Genomic DNA, 22,097 nt, shown 5'->3' with positions numbered 1-22,097 from the left:
CCATGTTTCTCATTAATGGCCTTGAGCAAGAAACACTGCCGGCAAGCGACAGGGCAATTCAGTTTGGCGATGGCTGTTTCACCACTGCGCGTATTCTTGACGGTGAGGTGAGCCTGCTTGACGCCCATATCCGTCGTTTACAAAAAGCCTGCGAGAAATTGCTGATTCCCTTCATGCAGTGGGACACTCTCGAGCGCGAGATGCGCCGGCTGGCGTCAGGTAATACAAACGGCGTTTTAAAAGTTATTCTTAGCCGCGGCAGCGGCGGGCGAGGGTACAGCGGTTCCGCCTGTCAGCATCCCACGCGTATTCTTTCCGTATCAGCGTATCCTGCTCACTATGCGCGCTGGCGTGAGGAAGGGGTAACGCTGACGCTGAGCCCGGTACGGCTGGGGCGAAACCCTATGCTCGCCGGAATAAAACATCTTAACCGCCTTGAACAGGTGCTTATTCGTACTCATCTTGAACAGACGGACGCCGATGAGGCGCTAGTCCTTGACAGCGAAGGGTTCATTACGGAATGCTGTGCGGCTAATTTACTCTGGCGGAAGGGCAGTGAGGTCTTCACCCCTTCGCTGGAGCAGGCTGGGGTTAACGGCATCATGCGCCATTTTTGTTTGCAACAGCTGGCACATGCAGGCTTTCGCGTTGTCGAAGTAAACGCGAAGGAAGAGGCGCTGCTGTCCGCCGATGAAGTTGTGATCTGCAATGCGCTGATGCCTGTTATACCCGTTCGGGCGTATGGTCAACAGCGCTGGTCTTCGCGAGAGCTCTTTACGTTTTTAGCCCCGATATGTGAGCAAATCAAAAAGTCATGAAGAAAATGTTGCGCTTTGTCCTTCTCCTGATCGTTGCGCTGGGTATTGCCGGCGGAGCGGGAGTATGGAAGGTTCGCCAGCTGGCGGACAGTAAAATCCTGATTAAAGACGAGACGATTTTTACCCTGAAAGCCGGTACCGGGCGGATGGCGCTGGGCGAGCAGCTTTACGGGGATAAAATCATCAACCGTCCACGCGTGTTCCAGTGGTTATTGCGTATCGAGCCTGAACTGTCTCACTTCAAGGCTGGTACCTATCGCTTTACGCCCGGCATGACCGTCAGAGAGATGCTGCAGCTGCTGGAAAGCGGTAAAGAGGCACAGTTCCCGCTGCGCTTTGTTGAAGGGATGCGCTTAAGCGATTACCTCAAGCAGCTGCGTGATGCGCCTTACATCAAGCACACGCTAAAAGACGATCGCTATGAGACGGTCGCCGAGGTGCTGAAATTTGAACATCCTGAGTGGGTGGAAGGCTGGTTCTGGCCAGACACCTGGATGTATACGGCGGGCACGACCGATGTGGCGATTCTTAAACGGGCACACAAAAAGATGGTCGAGGCAGTTGATTCCGCCTGGGAAGGGCGCATGGACGGGCTGCCTTATCAAGATCAAAACCAGTTTGTGACAATGGCCTCGATCATTGAGAAAGAGACGGCCGTGGCGGCTGAGCGCGACCGGGTCGCGTCGGTATTTATCAACCGCCTGCGCATCGGCATGCGTCTGCAAACTGACCCGACCGTCATCTACGGCATGGGCGAGAGCTATGCCGGTAAGATCTCCAGAAAAGATCTGGAGACGCCAACGGCGTATAATACCTACGTGATTAACGGCTTGCCGCCGGGCCCGATAGCCACGCCGAGCGAGGCTTCGCTCAAAGCCGCCGCGCACCCGGCCAAAACACCGTACCTCTATTTTGTGGCTGATGGGAAAGGGGGGCATACCTTTAACACCAACCTTGCCAGCCATAATCGCTCTGTTCAGGACTATCTGAAGGCACTTAAGGAAAAAAATGCGCAGTAAATACATTGTCATTGAGGGACTCGAAGGGGCGGGTAAAACCACCGCCCGTAACGTGGTAGTGGATACGCTGAAATCGCTTGGCGTCGCTGACATGGTCTTTACCCGCGAGCCGGGCGGTACTCAGCTGGCGGAGAAACTGCGCAGCCTGGTGCTGGATATTAAATCCGTTGGCGACGAGGTTATTACTGACAAAGCCGAAGTGCTGATGTTCTATGCGGCGCGCGTCCAGCTGGTTGAGACCGTGATTAAACCTGCGCTGGCCGACGGCAAGTGGGTGATCGGCGACCGTCACGATCTGTCGACTCAGGCCTATCAGGGCGGCGGACGCGGTATTGACCAGGCGATGCTGGCAACCCTTCGCGATGCCGTACTGGGGGATTTTCGCCCGGACCTGACCCTCTACCTGGATGTGACCCCGGAAGTGGGCCTCAGGCGCGCCCGCGCGCGCGGCGAACTGGACCGCATTGAGCAAGAGTCTTTCGATTTCTTTAACCGCACGCGCGCACGCTATCTTGAGCTGGCCGCACGGGACAGCGCAATTCGTACCATTGACGCCACGCAATCTCTGGACGACGTCACGCGCGATATTCAACAGACCGTTACGCAGTGGCTACAGGAGCAGCAGGCATGAAATGGTATCCATGGTTGCGCCCGCACTTTGAACAGCTGATCGCCAGCTATCAGGCCGGTCGGGGGCATCATGCGTTACTGATTCAGGCGTTGCCGGGAATGGGGGATGATGCGTTGATCTACGCCATCACTCGTTTTCTGATGTGCCAGCAGCCGGAAGGGCATAAAAGCTGCGGTAAATGCCGCGGCTGCCAGCTGATGCAGGCCGGCACGCATCCTGACTACTACACGCTTGAGCCTGAGAAGGGCAAAAGCGCGCTCGGCATTGATGCCGTGCGTGAAGTCAGCGAGAAACTGTACGAACATGCGCGTCTGGGCGGGGCAAAAGTGGTCTGGCTCAACGACGCTGCGTTGCTTACCGAGGCGGCGGCGAACGCGCTGCTTAAAACCCTGGAAGAGCCGCCGGAAAAGACGTGGTTTTTCCTTTCCTGCCGGGACCCGGGACGTTTACTGGCGACGCTGCGCAGCCGTTGTCGTCTCCATCATCTGGCGGTACCTCAGGAATCGTGGGCGTTAAGCTGGCTTGAGCGAGAGGTGACAACGTCACAGGAGAGTGCGTTGTCTGCACTGCGCCTCAGCAGCGGCGCCCCCGCGGCGGCGCTGGCATTACTACAGCCTGATGTCTGGTCGCAGCGAGAAGCGCTTTGCCGGGCCGTTGAGGCTTCACTTAACAACCAGGACTGGCTGAGTTTACTGCCTGCGCTGAATAGCGATCGGGCCGTCGAGCGTCTGCACTGGCTGGCCTCCTTATTGCTCGATGCGCTAAAAATCCAGCAAGGAGCTACGCTGCTGACTAACCCGGACGCGTGGCCCCTGGTGAACATGCTGGCGAGCCGCCTTACAGGCGCGTCTCTGCACGCTATCCTTCATGATGTTTGCGAGAGCCGCGAACAGCTTTTAACCGTGACGGGTCTTAATCGCGAGCTTTTGCTGACCGACCAGTTACTGCGTATTGAACACTACCTGCAACCGGGCGTTACGCCGCCTGTTTCCCATCTCTGAGAGAGACATTATGTTTTTAGTCGACTCACACTGCCATCTTGATGGCCTGGATTATCAATCCCTGCACAACGACGTGGATGACGTGCTGGCAAAAGCCGCTGCCCGCGATGTGAAATTTTGTCTTGCGGTGGCGACGACGCTGCCGGGGTATCGCTCAATGCGTGAGCTGGTGGGCGATCGCGATAACGTGGTGTTCTCCTGCGGCGTTCATCCGCTGAACCAGGACGAAGAGTATGACGTAGAAGAGCTGCGCCGACTGGCAGCAGAAGCGGGCGTCGTGGCGATGGGCGAGACCGGCCTCGACTACTTCTACACGCCAGAGACGAAACCTCGCCAGCAGGAATCTTTCCGCAACCATATCCGCATCGGCCGCGAACTGAATAAACCGGTCATCGTACATACGCGCGATGCGCGCGCCGATACGCTGGCGATCCTCCGGGAAGAAAACGTGACGGATTGCGGTGGCGTACTACACTGTTTCACAGAAGACAGAGAAACGGCGGGTAAACTGCTTGATTTGGGGTTTTATATTTCGTTTTCCGGGATCGTGACGTTCCGTAACGCTGAGCAGCTCCGTGATGCTGCGCGCTATGTCCCGCTCGATCGCATTCTGGTGGAAACAGACTCTCCGTATCTGGCGCCGGTACCGCATCGCGGTAAAGAGAACCAGCCGGCCATGACGCGAGACGTCGCAGAGTACATGGCCGTGCTTAAAGGCGTCAGTATCGAAGAGCTGGCCCGCGTCACGACGCAAAACTTCTCTGCGCTGTTCCATATAGACCCCGCCCGCCTGCAATCCGTCTGATAAGCCTGTTTTTTTTAGGCTCGTAATTAATAAATAAAACGAGTAAAGTTCACCGCCTCATTTGGGGCGGTGACGGTGTTCTTAGAAACATCCAGACATGCTTTTTGTAAATTACTGAAAGTTTTTCGACCGTCTTAAGCTGAAACGTGATAGCCGTCAAACAAACTCAGAGGGAATTATTTTACTCTGTGTAATAAATAAAGGGCGCTTAGATGTCCTGTCCACGGCACGGTACTCCCCCCGGGCCAATGCGTGAAAGCGTAAAAAAAGCACAAATACTCAGGAGCACTCTCAATTATGTTTAAGAATGCATTTGCTAACCTGCAAAAGGTCGGTAAATCGCTGATGCTGCCAGTATCCGTACTGCCTATCGCAGGTATCCTGCTGGGTGTCGGTTCTGCTAACTTCAGCTGGCTGCCAGCCGTAGTTTCCCATGTGATGGCTGAAGCAGGCGGTTCCGTCTTTGCTAACATGCCTCTGATCTTCGCTATCGGTGTGGCGCTGGGCTTCACCAATAACGACGGCGTTTCTGCGCTGGCTGCAGTGGTTGCTTACGGCATCATGGTGAAAACCATGGCTGTGGTTGCGCCGCTGGTTCTGCATTTACCGGCAGAAGAGATTGCCGCGAAACACCTGGCAGATACCGGTGTTCTGGGCGGTATCATCTCCGGTGCGATTGCAGCGTATATGTTCAACCGCTTCTATCGCATCAAGCTGCCTGAGTATCTCGGCTTCTTCGCGGGCAAGCGTTTCGTTCCGATCATTTCTGGTCTGGCAGCGATTTTCACTGGCGTGATCCTGTCCTTCATCTGGCCACCGATCGGTTCCGCTATCCAGACCTTCTCTCAGTGGGCTGCTTACCAGAACCCGGTTGTCGCGTTCGGTATCTACGGCTTCATCGAGCGTTGCCTGGTGCCATTCGGTCTGCACCACATCTGGAACGTTCCATTCCAGATGCAGATTGGTGAATTCACCAACGCAGCAGGTCAGGTGTTCCACGGCGATATCCCACGTTACATGGCGGGTGACCCAACTGCAGGTAAACTGTCTGGTGGCTTCCTGTTCAAAATGTACGGCCTGCCTGCTGCTGCGATTGCAATCTGGCACTCTGCTAAGCCAGAAAACCGTGCAAAAGTGGGCGGTATCATGATCTCCGCAGCGCTGACCTCGTTCCTGACCGGTATCACCGAGCCGATCGAGTTCTCCTTCATGTTCGTTGCGCCAATCCTGTACATCATCCACGCTGTACTGGCTGGCCTGGCGTTCCCAATCTGTATCCTGCTGGGTATGCGTGACGGTACGTCCTTCTCTCACGGCCTGATCGACTTCATCGTTCTGTCCGGTAACAGCAGCAAGCTGTGGCTGTTCCCAATCGTGGGTGCGTGCTACGCCGTTGTTTACTACACCATCTTCCGCGTGCTGATCAAAGCACTGGATCTGAAAACTCCGGGTCGTGAAGATGCAACTGAAGACAGCAAAGCAGGCGCGACCAGCGAAATGGCTCCGGCACTGGTTGCTGCGTTCGGCGGTAAAGAGAACATCACTAACCTGGACGCGTGCATCACTCGTCTGCGTGTGAGCGTTGCCGACGTTGCGAAAGTGGACCAGCCGGGTCTGAAAAAACTGGGTGCAGCGGGCGTGGTTGTTGCAGGTTCGGGCGTTCAGGCTATCTTCGGTACTAAATCCGATAACCTGAAAACCGAAATGGATGAGTACATCCGCAACAGCTAAGCTGTGACCTGGGGAGACTAAGGCAGCCGAATGGCTGCCTTTTTTATTGCTGTGGTTTGTGGTGCCAACACTCAGAAGTCGTAGCTCGCGCTCACCGAGACGTTCAGCGGTGCGCCATAAACCACGTAAGAGCCGACGTAATCGTAATACTCTTTGTCGAACAGGTTGTTGACGTTCGCCTGAATAGCAAAATCTTTGGTGACCTGATAGCGGCTGAACAGGTTAACCAGTCCATAGCTGCCTTGCTCTGCGCGGGATTGTCCCGCCGGGCCACCGTCCACATCCGTCCACACTTTGTTCTGCCAGTTTACGCCACCGCCCACCGTCAGCGCCGGCAGCATTGGCAGTTGATAACGGGTAAACAGCTTCATTGTCGTGCGCGGCTGATCGGAACTGACAGCGCTGCCGTTCTTATCTTCCGCAATGTAGCGGGTCGCGCCGAACGTCAGCTGCCAGTTATCGGTCAGGGCGCCGTTCAGCTCGAACTCAATCCCTTTGCTGACCACGCCGTCCAGCGATTCATAAATCGACTCACCGCTCGGCATGTAGGTATAGGTGTTGCTCGCCACGTTATCCTGCTCGATGCGGAAAATCGCCAGCGAGGTAGTCAGACGGGTATTAAACCAGTCTGCTTTAACGCCGGCTTCGTAGCTTTTGCCCGTGGTTGGATCGAGATAACGTCCGCTGGCGTCGCGCTTGTCCTGCGGCTGGAAGATGGAGGTATAGCTGACGTAGGTCGACCAGTCTTCGTTGATATCGTAGACCAGGCCCGCGTAAGGCGTTACGTCATCTTCAGTGCTTTCCAGACGGGTGTCAGGAGAGCCCGCCGGGTTATAGCGAATGTTGTAGTTGGTGTAGCGCGCCCCGAGGATCAGGTGCAGCGGGTCAGCCAGCGAGAAGCGGGCGGAGGTGTACGCTGAGGACTGGCGAATGTCGTCCTGGCTGTAGAGCTTCCACGGCGTCCACTGTGGATCGGCGATATTTCCGTTCCAGTTTTTGAAATTCCCCACGTCCACCATGCCGTACAGCGCATCCGGCATTCTGTTGTCATAGTGGTTGCGCTGTCGGCTGAAGCTGCCGCCAAACATCATCTCATGCTGGCGGCCGAAAAGATCGAAGCCGCCGCGCAGGAAGGCATCAACCGCATCCTGTTTGCGTTCACCTCTGTTCCAGCCGCCGTAGCCAACCATGCCCGCCCCGGTCTCTTTTTCCGGATAGCCGGACATATACATCAGCTTGCTGTCGAAGTTGGTCTCCGCGTGCATGCCGTTGACGTGCGCTTCCCAGCCGTTGTCGAAACGCTGGGTCAGGTTAGCGAAGATGCGGGTGCTATCCTTGTCCGAGTAGGCCCAGTCAGGCGCGACGGTCTGGCTGCGATTGTAGTCGGTTTTACTCCCGTCGCTGTACCAGGTCGGCAATCCGCCCCAGGTCGGATCGGCGGTGTGGCTTTCCTGATATTCATACCCTACAGAGAGGGTGGTGCTGTCGGTGACGTCCGCATCCACCACGCCGTAGAGGAACTTCTTCCGGTAGTGGTAGTTATCCACGAAGCTGTCGTTGTCCTGATAGCCCGTAATCAGGCGTCCCCGTACCTTCCCGGACTCTACCAGCGGTGCCTGGAGATCCAGCACGTAGCGCTGTTTGTCCCAGCTGCCGTAGCTGGCGGAGACATTGCCTTTGAACTCATTGCTGTCCGCATGCTTACGCACCATATTGACGTACGCCGCCGGGTTACCGGTGCCGGACATCAGCCCGGTCGCGCCGCGAACCACTTCGATACGGTCGTAAATCGCGGTATCGGCGGCGGTGTCGCCGAAGTTCCACACTTCGCTGATGGAGGTGGGCAGGTCGTCAAAGGCGTAGTTACTGACGAAAAATCCGCGCGAGTAAAATACGGTACGATCGCTGTCCTGCACCTGCGCTGTTACGCCAGTCGTGTTGGTTAAGACCTGGCCGATAGACTGCAGGTTCTGATCCGCCATGCGCTGTTGGCTAATGACGCTAACGGACTGTGGGATATCGCGTGGAACCAGCAACAGCTTTGTGCCGGTGGTGGTGGTTTTTACGCTGTAATCCCGGTCCTGACTTGCGGAAGGATCCTGCGTATTGTCAAAACCTCCATCCACGACGACGGTGTCTTCGGTTGCTGATGCAGCGAAAGCGGCGGCTGGCGTCAATGCCATAGCAATACAGGCTGCCAGCAACGAAGGCGTTGCGACAGGCTGACGTTGCCCATCCCTGGTATGATCAATGAAAGACATTATCAAACCCTTATGAACGGTGAAGAGTGTTTGCGTCAGTCCCACAAATACGGTCTGACGTCGTTTTCTATGTTAAAAATGCGCATGAAAATGCAAATGCGAAATATACGCATTGCCATTAATGCTGTAAACAGATGTGTCGTGCGAAACTGAAATAATGTTTCAGCCCGTTAAGCCACGCGAGCGGTCACTCTTCAGTCAGCTGATGAATATTCAGCAAAGAATTCGGGGGAGAAGGTTGAAAGGACAGGAGAAACTCGCTCATACTCTTGAATTGTGTCACACAGTCCTCCAGAGAGTGTGTTAACAGCGGACGCACCTAACAAAAAAGGAAAAGGTCATGGCTGAAGAAACGATTTTCAGTAAAATTATTCGCCGCGAAATCCCGTCGGATATCGTCTATCAGGATGAACTGGTAACGGCTTTCCGGGACATTTCCCCTCAGGCACCGACACACATCCTTATCATTCCTAATATTCTGATTCCGACCGTAAACGACGTAAAAACCGAGCACGAAGTGGCGTTAGGTCGTATGCTGACGGTGGCGGCGAAAATTGCCGAGCAGGAAGGCATAGCGGAAGACGGTTATCGTCTGATCATGAACTGTAATCGTCATGGCGGCCAGGAAGTTTATCATATTCACATGCATCTGCTGGGTGGACGTCCGCTGGGACCGATGCTGGCTCACAAAGGTCTGTAACATGTTTAAAGGGCGTATTGCAGCGCTGGTAATGACGATGATGGTTGTGGGGTGCAGCACGCGTCCGGCGATCCCCGTCAGCGATGAACAGACGCTGGTGATGGAATCCTCCGTGCTGGCTGCGGGCATCACGGCGCAACAGCCCGCACTGACCATCAGTGAAATTAAATCTTCTGCCTCCTCTACGCTCTATAACGAAAGAAATGAACCGGTGACGGTCCACTACCGTTTTTTCTGGTATGACGTAAGAGGTCTTGAGATGCACCCGCTGGAGGCGCCGCGCAGCGTCACTCTTCCGGCAAGGTCGTCGGTAACGCTCTATGACAGCGCCAGCTATCTGGGTGCGCATAAGGTGAGACTTTATCTTTATCTCTAAGGGGTGAACCTTGATTAAAAATATGAGCCGTTATGCGCTCGTGACCGCATTCGCGCTGTTCCTCGCAGGGTGTGTGACCCGTACAGAACAGCCAGCACCTGTGGAAGAGGCAAAGCCGGGTACCGAGCAGCCGACACCGCCAACGCAGACCCAGCCAACCGTGCCGTCTGTACCGTCTATTCCGTCACAGCCTGGCCCGATTGAACATCAGGACCAGACGTCACAACCTGCGCCGCGCGTGCGCCATTACGACTGGAACGGTGCGATGCAGCCGATGGTCGGTAAAATGCTGCAGGCTCAGGGCGTGACGGCAGGCAGCGTGCTGCTGGTCGATAGCGTGAACAACCGTACCAACGGTTCGCTGAACGCGGGCGAAGCGACAGAAACGCTGCGCAATGCGCTGGCAAACAACGGTAAGTTTACGCTGGTCTCTGCTCAGCAGCTCGCGTTAGCCAAACAGCAGCTGGGCCTGTCGCCGCAGGATAGCCTCGGTACCCGCAGCAAGGCGATTGGCATTGCCCGCAACGTTGGCGCCCAGTATGTGCTGTACTCTAATGCGACCGGTAACGTGAATACCCCAGCCCTGCAGATGCAGCTGATGCTGGTTCAGACAGGCGAAATTATCTGGTCAGGTAAAGGTGCGGTTACGCAACAATGACACCACGCGTGAAGAGATTCTGACGCGTTATTTTCCACAGTACCGCCTTATCGCGCCGCAGGCCCACTCCGGGCTTAGCGGCGCGAGTTGCATTATAGCGCGGGGCGCGCACCGTCTGGTCTTGCGGCAGAACCACGATCCCTTCGCCCCGGCTTTCCAGTTTCGCCGTCAGTTTCGCGCCCTCAAACGCCTTCCGTCGGATCTCGTGCCTGAACCCCGATTTTTCAGCAAGGGCTGGATGGCCGTCGACTATCTGGAGGGGGAGGTGAAAAGCGCGCTGCCGGACACCCCAGCGCTTGCGGCGATGCTGTATCATCTGCACCAGCAACAGCGTCTGGGGTGGCGAATCGCCTTACTTCCACTGCTGGAAAACTACTGGCAACAAGCCTCTCCAGCAAGACGTACCCCAGTGTGGCTTGCGCATCTCAAACGGTTGCGTAAAGCGGGCGAGCCGCAAGCGATTCGGCTCTCGCCGTTACATATGGATGTGCACGCCGGGAACATCGTGCATACGCCACAGGGCGCCAGGCTTATCGACTGGGAATATGCCGGAGACGGCGATGTGGCGCTGGAGCTGGCCGCGGTCTGGACGGAAAGTGAAGCCGCGCGGCAGAAACTCATCAGAGAGTATGCCAGCGTTGCGCACTTTAACGCCGATGCGCTGGCACGCCAGGTGAGACGCTGGCGGCCCTGGGTCATCATGCTGATGGCGGGCTGGTTTGAGATGCGTTTGCAGCAGTCCAGAGATAAACACTTTATTGCGCTGGCAGACGATGCCTGGCGCCAGTTACAAACGAAAGGATAAGAGAGGTGAGTGTGGGTCCAGTCATGTTGGATGTAGAAGGGTTTGAGCTGGATGCGGAGGAGCGTGAAATTCTGGCGCATCCGCTGGTGGGCGGCCTGATCCTGTTTACCCGCAACTATCACGATCCGGCGCAACTGCGTGAACTGGTGCGCCAGATCCGCGCCGCGTCGCGCAATCATCTGGTGGTGGCCGTCGATCAGGAAGGCGGCCGCGTGCAGCGTTTTCGCGACGGTTTTACCCGCCTGCCGGCAGCCCAGTCTTTCGCCGCGCTGCTCGGCACGGAAGAGGGTGGGAAACTGGCGCAGGAAGCCGGCTGGCTGATGGCCAGCGAAATGATTGCCATGGATATCGACATCAGCTTTGCCCCGGTGCTGGATGTGGGCCATATCAGCGCCGCGATTGGCGAGCGCTCCTACCATGAAGATCCGCGTATTGCGCTGGAAATGGCGACCCGGTTTATCGACGGGATGCACGATGCGGGAATGAAAACCACCGGGAAACACTTCCCGGGCCACGGGGCGGTGACGGCAGATTCCCACAAAGAGACCCCGCGCGACCCGCGTCCGGAAGCAGAAATTCGCGCCAAAGATATGTCGGTGTTCCGCTCGCTTATCACCGATAACAAGCTGGACGCCATTATGCCCGCGCACGTGATTTACAGCGACGTTGATCCGCGTCCTGCCAGCGGCTCCCCGCACTGGCTGAAAACCGTTCTGCGCCAGGAGCTGGGTTTCAACGGCGTCATTTTCTCCGACGATCTGTCGATGGAAGGGGCGGCAATCATGGGCAGCTATGCTGAGCGCGGCCAGGCCTCGCTGGATGCAGGTTGCGATATGATCCTTGTCTGCAATAATCGTAAAGGTGCCGTTAGCGTGTTGGATAACCTGTCACCGATCAATGCAGAGCGTGTTACGCATTTGTATCATAAAGGTTCATTTAGCCGTCAGGAGCTGATGGATTCGGCGCGCTGGAAGTCGGTCAACGCCCGGCTTGAAGACCTGAATGAGCGCTGGCAGGCACATAAAGCCAGCCTGTAAACCCTCCCGGAAGGCGTAGAGTGGTGAGAAGACAATGATCATCTATTTACACGGTTTTGACTCAAACAGTCCTGGTAATCATGAGAAGGTGCTACAGCTGCAGTTTATCGATCCCGATGTACGGCTGATTAGCTACAGTACGCGCCATCCGAAGCATGATATGCAGCATCTGCTCAAAGAGGTGGACAAGATGCTGCAGCTTAACGTCGACGATCGCCCGTTGATTTGCGGCGTGGGGCTGGGCGGCTATTGGGCGGAGCGGATTGGCTTCCTGTGCGACATCCGCCAGGTGGTCTTCAATCCTAACCTTTTCCCGAATGAGAACATGGAAGGCAAAATTGACCGCCCGGAAGAGTATGTCGATATTGCGACCAAGTGCGTGAGCAACTTCCGTGAGAAAAACCGCGATCGCTGTCTGGTGATCCTCTCGCGTAATGATGAAGCACTGAACAGCCATCGGGCCGCAGAGCTGCTGCATCACTATTACGAGATCGTCTGGGACGAAGAGCAGACCCACAAGTTCAAGAACATCTCCCCGCACCTCCAGCGCATCAAAGCCTTTAAAACGCTGGGCTAAACCACAGCCTGCCACTTCAGAAACCCGGTCGCGAACGCGCACCGGGTTTCTTTTTGTCCAGAATTGTCTACTTTTAAGCCATCAAAACTTGATGCATATCAATTTTGGTATGACCAATGCGCCTGACGTGTTATTCTCAATGCACCTGAATGGTTTCAGTGTTGTAACCTGTTGTTAATTAAGGGTTATTTTCATAACCTTTAATTAACAATTGGTTAATAATTTGAGGGGGTCACGTTGACTACGCCATTGAAAAAGATAGTGATTGTAGGCGGTGGTGCTGGCGGGCTGGAGCTGGCCACACAGTTGGGCAAGAAGCTGGGGCGCGGTAAAAAAGCCAAAATCACGCTGGTGGATCGTAACCACAGCCACCTGTGGAAACCGCTGCTGCACGAAGTGGCGACCGGCTCACTGGATGAGGGCGTGGACGCGCTGAGCTATCTGGCGCACGCGCGCAACCATCATTTCCAGTTCCAGCTGGGCTCGGTGGTTGACATCAACCGTGAGAACAAAACCATTACCCTGGCCGAGCTGCGTGATGAAAAAGGCGAGCTGCTGGTCCCCGAGCGCAAGCTGGCGTATGACACGCTGGTGATGGCGCTCGGCAGTACCTCCAACGACTTCAACACGCCGGGCGTTAAAGAGCACTGTATCTTCCTCGATAACCCGCACCAGGCGCGTCGTTTCCATCAGGAAATGCTGAACCTGTTCCTGAAGTACACCAGCAATCTGGGTGCAAATGGCAAGGTTAACATTGCCATTGTCGGCGGCGGCGCGACGGGCGTTGAGCTGTCCGCAGAGCTGCACAATGCGGTTAAACAGCTGCACAGCTACGGTTACAAAGGGTTAACTAACGAAGCGCTGAACGTGACGTTGGTTGAAGCGGGTGAGCGTATTCTGCCTGCGCTGCCTCCGCGCATTTCCGGCGCAGCGCACAATGAACTGACGAAACTGGGCGTGCGCGTCCTGACGCAGACCATGGTGACCAGCGCTGACGAAGGTGGACTGCACACCAAAGACGGCGAGTACATTAAAGCGGATCTGATGGTCTGGGCGGCAGGTATCAAAGCGCCTGACTTTATGAAAGATATCGGTGGTCTGGAGACGAACCGCATTAACCAACTGGTCACCGAGCCGACGCTGCAAACCACGCGCGACCCTGAAATCTTCGCTATTGGTGACTGTGCTTCCTGCGCGCGTCCTGAAGGGGGCTTCGTGCCGCCGCGCGCTCAGGCCGCTCACCAGATGGCAAGCCTGGTGCTGCACAACATCCTGGCGCAGTACAAAGGCAAGCCAATGAAGGCGTATGTCTATAAAGACCACGGTTCGCTGGTATCGCTGTCAAACTTCTCTACCGTCGGTAGCCTGATGGGTAACCTGATGCGTGGCTCGATGATGGTGGAAGGGCGCATTGCACGCTTCGTGTATATCTCCCTGTACCGTATGCACCAGATCGCGCTGCACGGCTACTTTAAAACGGGCCTGATGATGTTGGTGGGCAGAATCAACCGCGTCATTCGTCCGCGTCTGAAGCTGCACTAATCTTTCACTCCCTCCGGGCCCTCCGGAGGGATTTTTTAGCATATCATGCTGCTCGTCGTGGATTAGGTGCTTAAGAGTTCTCCTAAACACGATATATCCCCACCCAATGTCCACTTTTTGATCCTTTGTCTTATTGGCGAAGCCGCGCCTCCATAGCAGAATTGTTACCAATAGCAACAAAGGAGGAAGTCCCGTGAATAAATCAATGTTGGCGGGTATAGGGATCGGCGTCGCAGCTGCGTTAGGTGTGGCTGCTGTTGCCAGTCTCAACGTTTTAGATCGCGGCCCGCAGTATGCGCAGGTAGTTTCTGCAACGCCTATTAAAGAAACCGTAAAAACCCCACGTCAGGAGTGCCGTAACGTCTCCGTAACCCACCGTCGTCCGGTACAGGATGAAAACCGTATTGCCGGCTCTGTTCTGGGTGCGGTAGCGGGTGGGGTGATTGGTCACCAGTTTGGCGGTGGTCGGGGTAAAGATGTCGCGACCGTGGTCGGCGCGCTGGGTGGCGGCTATGCCGGTAACCAGGTGCAGGGCGCAATGCAGGATAACGATACCTACACCACGACCCAGCAGCGCTGTAAAACCGTCTATGACAAGTCGGAAAAAATGCTGGGCTATGACGTGACCTACAAAATTGGCGATCAGCAGGGCAAAATCCGCATGGATAAAGACCCGGGCACCCAAATTCCACTGGATGGAAACGGCCAGCTGGTACTGAATAACAAAGCGTAAAAAAGATGTTCTCTGAACTTAGCTCCTCAAGCGCTCAGGCTGAGGAGCTTTTTTTTGCGTCAGATTTTGAGCAGTTCAGGCCACAGGCGCAGCGTGGTGTCGGAAATGTTCTGCAGTTTTTCCAGCGTCGCTCCTTCACGGGCGCTGATCGACATTCCCTGTAAAATACAACACAGGTATTGCGCCAGCATCTGAGGCTGGCAGTGCGCGGGAATTTCACCGCGCTGCTGGCGCTGAGCCAGAAATGCGCTGAGCGTCTCCTCCTGCATCGCATGACGCGATTTCACCGTATTGGCGATCTCTTTTGATGCTGCCGCCAGGGTGGCAGAGGTGTTAATCATAAAGCAGCCCGCGGGCGTCTCTTTACTGGTGAAGCAGGTGGCAACGGCAGTAAAGTAATCCCGTAGCGCCTGTTCTACACTTTTCTCTTCACAAAATAGCTGGGCTTCGTGTTTCGCCGCAAAGCGCGAAATGTACCTGTCCAGCACCGCCCTGAACAGCCCCTCTTTATTGGTAAATTCAGCATAAAGCGTCGGCGCTTTAGCTCCGGTGGCTTCTACCAGATCGGAAAGCGAGGTCGCTTCATACCCATGTTGCCAGAAGAGAGTCATGGCCTTATCAAGCGCTGCATCCCTGTCAAACACTTTTGGTCGGCCACGGCTTTTCTTCACACAACTCGTGACGTCGGTTGTCATTTGCCGTTGGTCCTCTGTTGGTTTGTTGAATGACCATTATAAAAATAAACGCAACCCACCACCAGTGCAGAATGCATAAAAATAAATTAATCATATATGTATGAAAAATAACAATTTTAAAATTTAATTAATGCTCGTTATAAAAATGTGTTGACGCGTGAGCTGGATCACATTTATTATTTATCTATCGATCGTTAACTAAATAGCTAACGACCAAAAAATTCATCTGCCAAAGGTAAACATTATGAAAAACGTAAAAACCCTCATCGCTGCTGCTGTACTGAGTTCACTCTCTTTCGCAAGCTTTGCTGCTGTACAGGTACAATCCACTCCAGCCGATCAGCATAAAGTCGGGACGATCTCTGCGTCTGCCGGGACTAACCTGGGCTCTCTGGAAGATCAGCTGGCACAAAAAGCGGAAGCAATGGGTGCAAAATCTTACCGCATCACCTCTGTGACCGGTCCTAACACCCTGCACGGCACCGCTGTCATCTACAAATAAGCCGGGCATAAACCCTCATTTATGCCACTGCAATAAAAAACGCCCTGCACATGTGCAGTAATGCCGATCGTTTAAGAACACTTGAACGATCCTGCCAGTAAGAAACAATCCGGGTTCAGCCCCTCTGGCCCGGATTTTTTACGTCTGAACTCGATATGGACTTCGTTGCGGATGCTTTCCCGTCCGAACTGGATACCTTTTCCCACTCTTAGTATGCGTTCAGCGAGAGTCGTCTGGCCATAATCTGATATTTTCGACAACGTGGTGTCTACCGAATAAGTGGTGGGTATCAACGTGTCAGATATGCGGAAAAATGTGACTCGCGGCAGGCGAAAAGGCTGCCCTGATTATTCTCCTAAGTTTAAGCAGCGGCTCTTTGCCGCCTCCTGCGAACCCTGGATACCGGAACGGAATTTATCCTCATATACTGGTGGCAGATAAAATCCCGCTTACGGAAACTGCTGTATATTCTTACCAGGCGGCGACCGGTTTAATATTTATTGCTGCTTTCCAGGGAATACCGATTTATATCAGGAGAAAGGGCCGAATAACTCTACCCTTCAGCGGTGGCTTCTGAATATCTGATTATGCGTTCACAGGAAAAATACGTCGTCCATATTGTTTTTACCGACTGAATTGTTATAAGCGGGCCGGATATTATTCCTGGTCTTTTATTTATAGTGTGAATATTTTTTATTTTATTTATCTTTAAACTGAATGATATGTATTTTGTAAAATTCTGTGATTTGTTACCGAATGGCATTTTATTCAATGGCCTATGAGTGTATTGTTTTTTAATAAACAGTCATTCTTTATCAGGGATATTGGGCGATGACAGGGCCGTCAGGCATTATTCAGCAACAGAATACGTTAAACCGTTATTTACTGTATATTCCACGAGGCAAATCTGTTTTACCGGATGTTCACTCTTTTACAGGGGAAGAAGGACTCAGTAAGCCCTATCGCTACACCATCCGCTTTACCAGCCCGGCATCAAGCATTGCCGTCAACGATGTCCTCAATCAGAGGGCGGAATTTATTCTGCGTGCCCCCAATCCGAAAGCTGGCTGGCACAATCAGGAGCCCTGGCTGCCGGCGCGCCAGATTAACGGGGTGATCACGTCGTTTGCCCGTCTGAAGTCATCTGCCGATGAAGCCCTTTACGAGTGTGTGCTGGAGCATGATCTGGCGCTGCTGGACCGGAATTACCGTTCGGCCGTATACGTGAATGTGTCAGTGCCAGAGCTCGTCACGAAGCTGATGAAGGAGAGCGGGCATTTTCAAGGTTACAACATCGATTTTGACCAGTTGAGCCACAGCTACCCCAGCCGTGAAATGATTATTCAGTGGAAGGAAACCGATCTCCAGTTTATCCGCCGTCTGCTGGCCGAGGTGGGGATCTGGTTCCGCTTTGAAAACCATGACAAAGTACAGGGCGAAACGGTGGTTGTCTTTGGTGACGGTGGCAGCCGCTATGCCTTCAGCGATAAGAAGCTGCCGTACGTTCGCCATTCCGGCATGACCAGCTATGAAGAATACATTACCGAGCTCGAAGAACAATACGAACTCATTCCTGAAAGCGTGCTGGTGCGTACGTATAACTACCGCAATCCATTTTCGCCACAGGCGGATAAAACCATTTTCGATAATGATATTCCCGACGGGATAACCAGCGGCAAACAGTACCACTATGCCGATCATTATCTGAAGTACGGCGATTTTTACGGTGAAGAGGCGGAAACAGCCACGTTCTACGCGCGCCTGCGCTATGAGCGCCTGCTGAACAAACAGAGTGTGCTGGGTGGAACAACCAGTGACCCGGCACTGCTGCCGGGTGTGATGTTCCACCCGACAGGAGATATTCCTGACGGGTTTAAGCACGGTTTTCTTGTCACCACAATGACGCTATCCGGCAGTCGCGCACAGCACTACCGCGCCATCCTGAAAGGGATCCCTTATCTGAACGGCTACAGCTATCGTCCGGAATATCTGCCGCGACCGGTGATTGCCGGTACGGTACCCGGTCGCGTGGCGGCCATCAATCGGGATCACACTTATGCCGGAGTCGATGCCCGGGGCCGATACCGCGTGAAGTTTGATTTTGACCTCGACGAGAAACGTGACGGTTTTGAAAGTGCGCTGATGCGTCTGGGCAGACCGTACGGCGGGGATGTGTTTGGTTTTCATTTCCCGCTGCTGGACGGCACAGAAGTGGCTGTAGCCTTTGAAGGCGGCGATCCGGACCGGCCCTTTATTGCGCATGTCATGCATGACGGCGCGCACCCTGATCTGGTTACAAACCGCAACGACACCCGCAACGTGATCCGCACTGCTGCTTCAAACAAAATCCGCCTGGAGGACCGCCGCGGTCAGGAACACATCAAGATTTCCACGGAGTACGGCAAGAGTCAGGTCAGCGCTGGCCACCTCGTTGACGCGGAGGGAAAACAGCGCGGTGAAGGTGTGGAAGCGCGTACTGACAATCACATGGCGCTCCGTGCGGCCAAAGGGGTGATGATCACCACGGAGGCGCAACCGCGTGCTGTGGGTAAGCAACTGGATATGACGGCCGCCATTGCGCAGCTGGAGAAAGCGTTGTCGCTGGCAATGACGCTGCAACAAAGCGCACTGACGGCCGGGGCCAGTAATGTGGAAACCGATCAGCAAAACCAGCTGAACCAAGTGCTGAGTAATCTGGCAGGGCCGGGTCTGCTTACCTATGCCGACAAAGGGCAGGCACACGTCACGCCGGACAGTCTGCAACTGTCTGCCGGGAAAGATGTGATTGTGACTGCGGGCCAGGATACCAGCGTAAACGTGGTGAAAAAATTCTCTCTGGCCGTGGGGGAAAAACTCTCGCTGTTTGCCCGCAAGCTCGGCATTCAGATGATTGCCGGTGCCGGGGATATCACGACGCAGGCCCAGCGCGGTGCCATGCATATGCTCTCGCAGAATGATTTCACGATGGCGAGCACCGCCGGGCAACTGAACGGCAGCGCCAAGCAAGGCATACAGCTGGTCTGTGGCGGTGGCGGAATACGCGTCAGTCCGAACGGACTGGTCACCATATTCTCGCCAACAGGAATCGAACTGAAAGGGCCAAATCTTAAGTATGACGGCCCGGAAAGCGCGCATGTCACGGTCCCGTCGTTCAATAAGGGCGCATTTAAGCTCCGCTACCAGCTGCACGCCGGAGATGACCCGGAGCAAATTCTCGCGAACAAAAAATTCAGGCTGACCAGTTCGGCCGGAAAAGTGGTGGAAGGCATAACGGACAGCAACGGCCATTCAGCATTACTCGATGCCGATGACCTTGACACCTACAAAATGGAGTTAATGGAATGACGGAAGCCAGACAAAGCCCGTATGCCCCACGGGTCATATCAGAAGGGGATATCCCGATACACAAAGATTTGGGTGAGGTGGCCCAGACCCGTCGCGTTGGTGTGCCGCGCCCGATGCCGGGGATTGTGATCCTGGTTCATGGCGTGAACGACGTGGGTGAAGCGTACCAGAATCAGGAGAAGGGCATTATTGCGGGTCTGAGTAAGCGTCTTAATCGTCAGGATTTTTACGCGCATAAATGGGGTGATTACAGAATTACCCATCCTGGCCGTTCGCCTGTTATCCCGTTTTACTGGGGGTACAAGCCGGTCACTCATGCTGATTACGTTGCAGACCAGCAACGCTACAGGGAAGAGGTTTACAAGCAGGGAGACAATGCGCACCTGCCGTTTGATGCTTATCAGGAGGATAACGAGGAGAATAAAGCGGCGCTGGGTAACGACGGCAAAGGTGCGTTTAAGTACCAGAACGATAATTTCAAAAACGCCCTCGATACAAATTTTGCCAAAGGTGGAGGGACGTTTGCCAATGCGACAACCAACATCCCCGATATGTTAGGACCGGGAGCTGGTGGCGCGGCGCTGGCCGCCGCAGGGTTTGCCACATTGCACATGAACGGCGGCGATTACACGCACCCCATCTTTCCGAACCCGCACCGCATCTATCAATTCTTTGCCGCGCAGCGTCTGGCGGACCTGATTCTGACTATCCGGCGTAATCCGGTGACGGCAAAGGATGTGATTAACGTGGTGGCACACAGTCAGGGCACGATCATCACCATGCTTGCTAATATGCTGGTTAAAAAGGAAATAATGGATCCAGTGAACTGCGTCATTCTGAATCATTCGCCGTATTCGATGGAGGGGCGTCTCACTGAAGACGCTCAGCCCGGTCATCACCAGACAGCATTTGCCCGCCAGGAGACGTTTAAACACTTCTGCGCACTGATGGCAACCCAGTACAAAGGCGGTGATCTGTCAGACGCGGATATGCTGGCGATGGAAGCCAGCTGTGCCGCGCGCAAGTCTTCTGATAACCCGTTACGCAAGGATGCCAGATACCGGCGTGATAACAACGGCAAAGTCTATAACTACTGGTGTCCGCAGGATGGCACGGTATCCCTGCAAAATATCCAGGGATTCGGCTGGCGGGGCATTCCCGATAAGTTAGCTGCTGGCATTCCTAACCTGCGTCAGCGGGTATTCTGCCAGCACCGCTGGGTAGGGCGACTGGAGACGGAGCCGTTTAAGATGGCACCGGAGCGAAAGGGGGATTTCAGTACCACGCCGGTGATGAATGCGGGATATTCGTACAGCGATGTGGTGATTAACGGCGAAGAACTGCCGGAGCCATTTATTTTCAAACTCATGGGGCAGGATAACCATCCGGATAACGATCCGAAGACCAGTGATAAACCGTACACCGCGTATATCGATCCGAACAGCCCGGATGCCTACATTTCCTATTCAGCTAAAGCCAGTGCCATTTCGCGCACGGCATCGGCTACCTATGCGCTTGATAACTATCAGCGTATCAGCTGGCAACCGGGTCATGTATTAACGCCGAATGAGCTGCAGGTGGAAAGTTTTGACCGGGGGCATGAAGTTATTCGCGGTGAAGTGACGGGAACGAGAGATTTTTCTCAGCTGACGCTGACCTGGCTTAAATCCCGTGACGAACTTGAAAAGGAGTGGCAGAACACCGATCCGGTAGGCTACAGCCAGCACTCTTCTATCGTCGCCAGTGAATTTGCACCGTCACACGCGATGGCGTTCGACCTGGCTATCGGTCAGTGCAAGTCCTTTGACTATCAGGCGGGTAAGTTCTGGGAAGGATTGTTACACCGCGCGGACTGGCGCGACCCACAGAACGGCAATACTGATGCGAAAGAATATTATCGTTCTGGCAAACTGCCTGCAGGTACAACCAAATTCTTTATGAATAAACCCAACGATGTTCTACCCACATGCGACTTTGGCGTAGTAAACGAATTTAACAATGCTACTACGGTGAAGCCGTCCCGCGATTTGGCCGCCGGTAATCAGGAAGTGGCAAATCTACAGTGGGATATGCCGAAGCCAAAATCTGACAGTGATCTGGGAATAGCGAAACAGAAATCGTGGTGGGAATCATGACAGGGAGACAGATATGATTCTGAAATATACAACGGGTATTGCCTTAGCAGGCGTACTGATAGGTTCCGGTTGCCAGGCTTCAGAGCCACCGACGCAGGTGGTTTATCGGTTCGATGACCATCGTTATCTGGAGCTGAAGGGCTGGGACTGCGAAGGTGAACTCTGGTACACGGATACCCAGAAAGGGATCCATACCGAGCCGGTTAGCCAGTTTTACCGAATATTTACCCATAAATTTATTCACCCTTCAGAGCGCTATATTTCAATCCCCAACTGGGAGGTAGATGGATTCCTTGTTTCGAAAGATTATGGCGAAACATGGAGGTCAGTAGGATTTTCCCCATCACCTAATGAACCTAATGGTGATAACAGAGCACCCGCAGAAGATGCTGTGTCTTTCACCGTCATCAACGATCAGGGTTTTTTGCAGACCAAACACCGACTGTATATGTCGTCCAAACCGTTTGATGACCCGCGCATTCAGCCCGGTGGTCCTGGGATTGAATATACCGTGGATGACGGTATGGGAGGTAAGGTAAACGGTAAGCTGGAGCCAAGCAATGCTGGCCCTGCATGGGGGCTGGACTACATAACTAAACAAGGTCTGAAAGAGGATACAGCCCAGTTTAAGACTAACTATCAGGGCTTACCCAATAAAGTACCGGAAGTCAAAGATTATACCGGCTGGGACCATATGCAATGCAATATGGATGCAGGGAGATAGCC

The 22,097-nt window shown here is 54.3% G+C and carries 20 protein-coding genes; 18 read left to right on the top strand and 2 right to left on the bottom strand.

The genetic code is table 11. The annotated features are described in order from the left end of the window. Positions 1-2: 2 nt before the first annotated feature. From pabC to ptsG, 6 genes are all read left to right on the top strand, one after another. A complete protein-coding gene (gene pabC / locus IM299_RS18280; RefSeq protein WP_193357912.1) occupies positions 3-818 on the top strand; it encodes an aminodeoxychorismate lyase in 816 nt (271 codons plus the stop codon). Beyond that, a complete protein-coding gene (yceG, locus tag IM299_RS18275; protein WP_041910512.1) occupies positions 815-1,837 on the top strand; it encodes a cell division protein YceG in 1,023 nt (340 codons plus the stop codon). The genes pabC and yceG overlap by 4 nt, the downstream gene beginning before the upstream one ends. Further along, positions 1,827-2,468 (top strand): dTMP kinase, encoded by a 642-nt coding sequence (gene tmk, locus IM299_RS18270; RefSeq protein ID WP_041910511.1) that lies wholly within the window; start codon positions 1,827-1,829, stop codon positions 2,466-2,468. Before yceG ends, tmk begins: the two co-directional genes overlap by 11 nt. After that, positions 2,465-3,469, top strand: coding sequence for a DNA polymerase III subunit delta' (holB, locus tag IM299_RS18265; RefSeq protein WP_045261638.1), 1,005 nt, complete (start codon positions 2,465-2,467; stop codon positions 3,467-3,469). Before tmk ends, holB begins: the two co-directional genes overlap by 4 nt. A gap of 10 nt (positions 3,470-3,479) precedes the next feature. Further along, complete coding sequence (locus IM299_RS18260) at positions 3,480-4,274, top strand: metal-dependent hydrolase (RefSeq protein WP_193357911.1); 795 nt, start codon at positions 3,480-3,482, stop codon at positions 4,272-4,274. A 297-nt stretch (positions 4,275-4,571) separates the two neighbouring features. Beyond that, positions 4,572-6,005, top strand: a complete 1,434-nt coding sequence (ptsG, locus tag IM299_RS18255) for a PTS glucose transporter subunit IIBC (protein ID WP_028012724.1) — start codon at positions 4,572-4,574, stop codon at positions 6,003-6,005. A gap of 71 nt (positions 6,006-6,076) precedes the next feature. On the opposite strand, the gene fhuE is transcribed toward ptsG, so the two are convergent. Then, complete coding sequence (gene fhuE / locus IM299_RS18250; protein ID WP_045630101.1) at positions 6,077-8,266, bottom strand: ferric-rhodotorulic acid/ferric-coprogen receptor FhuE; 2,190 nt, start codon at positions 8,264-8,266, stop codon at positions 6,077-6,079. Between the two features lie 340 nt (positions 8,267-8,606). Here fhuE and hinT point away from each other — a divergent pair, with 340 nt between their 5' ends. From hinT to IM299_RS18210, 8 genes are all read left to right on the top strand, one after another. Further along, positions 8,607-8,966: a purine nucleoside phosphoramidase gene (gene hinT, locus IM299_RS18245; protein WP_006809243.1), complete on the top strand. Its 360-nt coding sequence runs from the start codon at positions 8,607-8,609 to the stop codon at positions 8,964-8,966. Position 8,967: 1 nt separating this feature from the next. After that, positions 8,968-9,342, top strand: a complete 375-nt coding sequence (locus IM299_RS18240) for a YcfL family protein (protein ID WP_041910507.1) — start codon at positions 8,968-8,970, stop codon at positions 9,340-9,342. Positions 9,343-9,355: 13 nt separating this feature from the next. Further along, positions 9,356-10,000, top strand: a complete 645-nt coding sequence (gene lpoB / locus IM299_RS18235; protein ID WP_088205017.1) for a penicillin-binding protein activator LpoB — start codon at positions 9,356-9,358, stop codon at positions 9,998-10,000. Then, a complete protein-coding gene (gene thiK / locus IM299_RS18230; RefSeq protein WP_193357910.1) occupies positions 9,981-10,805 on the top strand; it encodes a thiamine kinase in 825 nt (274 codons plus the stop codon). The genes lpoB and thiK overlap by 20 nt, the downstream gene beginning before the upstream one ends. 11 nt (positions 10,806-10,816) lie before the next feature. Beyond that, complete coding sequence (nagZ, locus tag IM299_RS18225; protein ID WP_045630221.1) at positions 10,817-11,842, top strand: beta-N-acetylhexosaminidase; 1,026 nt, start codon at positions 10,817-10,819, stop codon at positions 11,840-11,842. Positions 11,843-11,876: 34 nt separating this feature from the next. After that, positions 11,877-12,419, top strand: a complete 543-nt coding sequence (ycfP, locus tag IM299_RS18220) for an alpha/beta hydrolase YcfP (RefSeq protein WP_008500781.1) — start codon at positions 11,877-11,879, stop codon at positions 12,417-12,419. A gap of 237 nt (positions 12,420-12,656) precedes the next feature. After that, positions 12,657-13,961: an NAD(P)/FAD-dependent oxidoreductase gene (locus IM299_RS18215; RefSeq protein WP_041910505.1), complete on the top strand. Its 1,305-nt coding sequence runs from the start codon at positions 12,657-12,659 to the stop codon at positions 13,959-13,961. A gap of 193 nt (positions 13,962-14,154) precedes the next feature. Further along, positions 14,155-14,694 carry a glycine zipper 2TM domain-containing protein gene (locus IM299_RS18210; protein ID WP_028012731.1) on the top strand — a complete coding sequence of 180 codons (540 nt, stop codon included), beginning with the start codon at positions 14,155-14,157 and terminating at the stop codon, positions 14,692-14,694. A 59-nt stretch (positions 14,695-14,753) separates the two neighbouring features. Here IM299_RS18210 and comR read toward each other — a convergent pair whose 3' ends face one another. After that, positions 14,754-15,389, bottom strand: coding sequence for a TetR family copper-responsive transcriptional repressor ComR (comR, locus tag IM299_RS18205; RefSeq protein WP_193357909.1), 636 nt, complete (start codon positions 15,387-15,389; stop codon positions 14,754-14,756). Positions 15,390-15,633: 244 nt separating this feature from the next. On the opposite strand from comR, the gene bhsA reads away from it, so the two are divergent. The 4 genes from bhsA (at position 15,634) to IM299_RS18185 (ending at position 22,095) form a co-directional block, all read left to right on the top strand. After that, positions 15,634-15,891: a multiple stress resistance protein BhsA gene (gene bhsA, locus IM299_RS18200; RefSeq protein ID WP_023332711.1), complete on the top strand. Its 258-nt coding sequence runs from the start codon at positions 15,634-15,636 to the stop codon at positions 15,889-15,891. Positions 15,892-16,722: 831 nt separating this feature from the next. After that, positions 16,723-19,236 (top strand): type VI secretion system Vgr family protein, encoded by a 2,514-nt coding sequence (locus IM299_RS18195; protein ID WP_193357908.1) that lies wholly within the window; start codon positions 16,723-16,725, stop codon positions 19,234-19,236. Next, entirely contained in the window at positions 19,233-21,371 is a 2,139-nt protein-coding gene (locus IM299_RS18190; RefSeq protein WP_193357907.1) for a DUF3274 domain-containing protein, read from the top strand. The genes IM299_RS18195 and IM299_RS18190 overlap by 4 nt, the downstream gene beginning before the upstream one ends. 13 nt (positions 21,372-21,384) lie before the next feature. Continuing rightward, positions 21,385-22,095: a hypothetical protein gene (locus tag IM299_RS18185; protein WP_193357906.1), complete on the top strand. Its 711-nt coding sequence runs from the start codon at positions 21,385-21,387 to the stop codon at positions 22,093-22,095. Positions 22,096-22,097 lie beyond the last annotated feature (2 nt).

Source organism: Enterobacter cloacae complex sp. P47BA (genome assembly GCF_014930485.1).
GTDB lineage: Bacteria > Pseudomonadota > Gammaproteobacteria > Enterobacterales > Enterobacteriaceae > Enterobacter > Enterobacter bugandensis.
The sequence above is the reverse complement of the archived record's forward strand: the minus strand, read 5'-3'. Positions and strand labels throughout refer to the sequence as shown.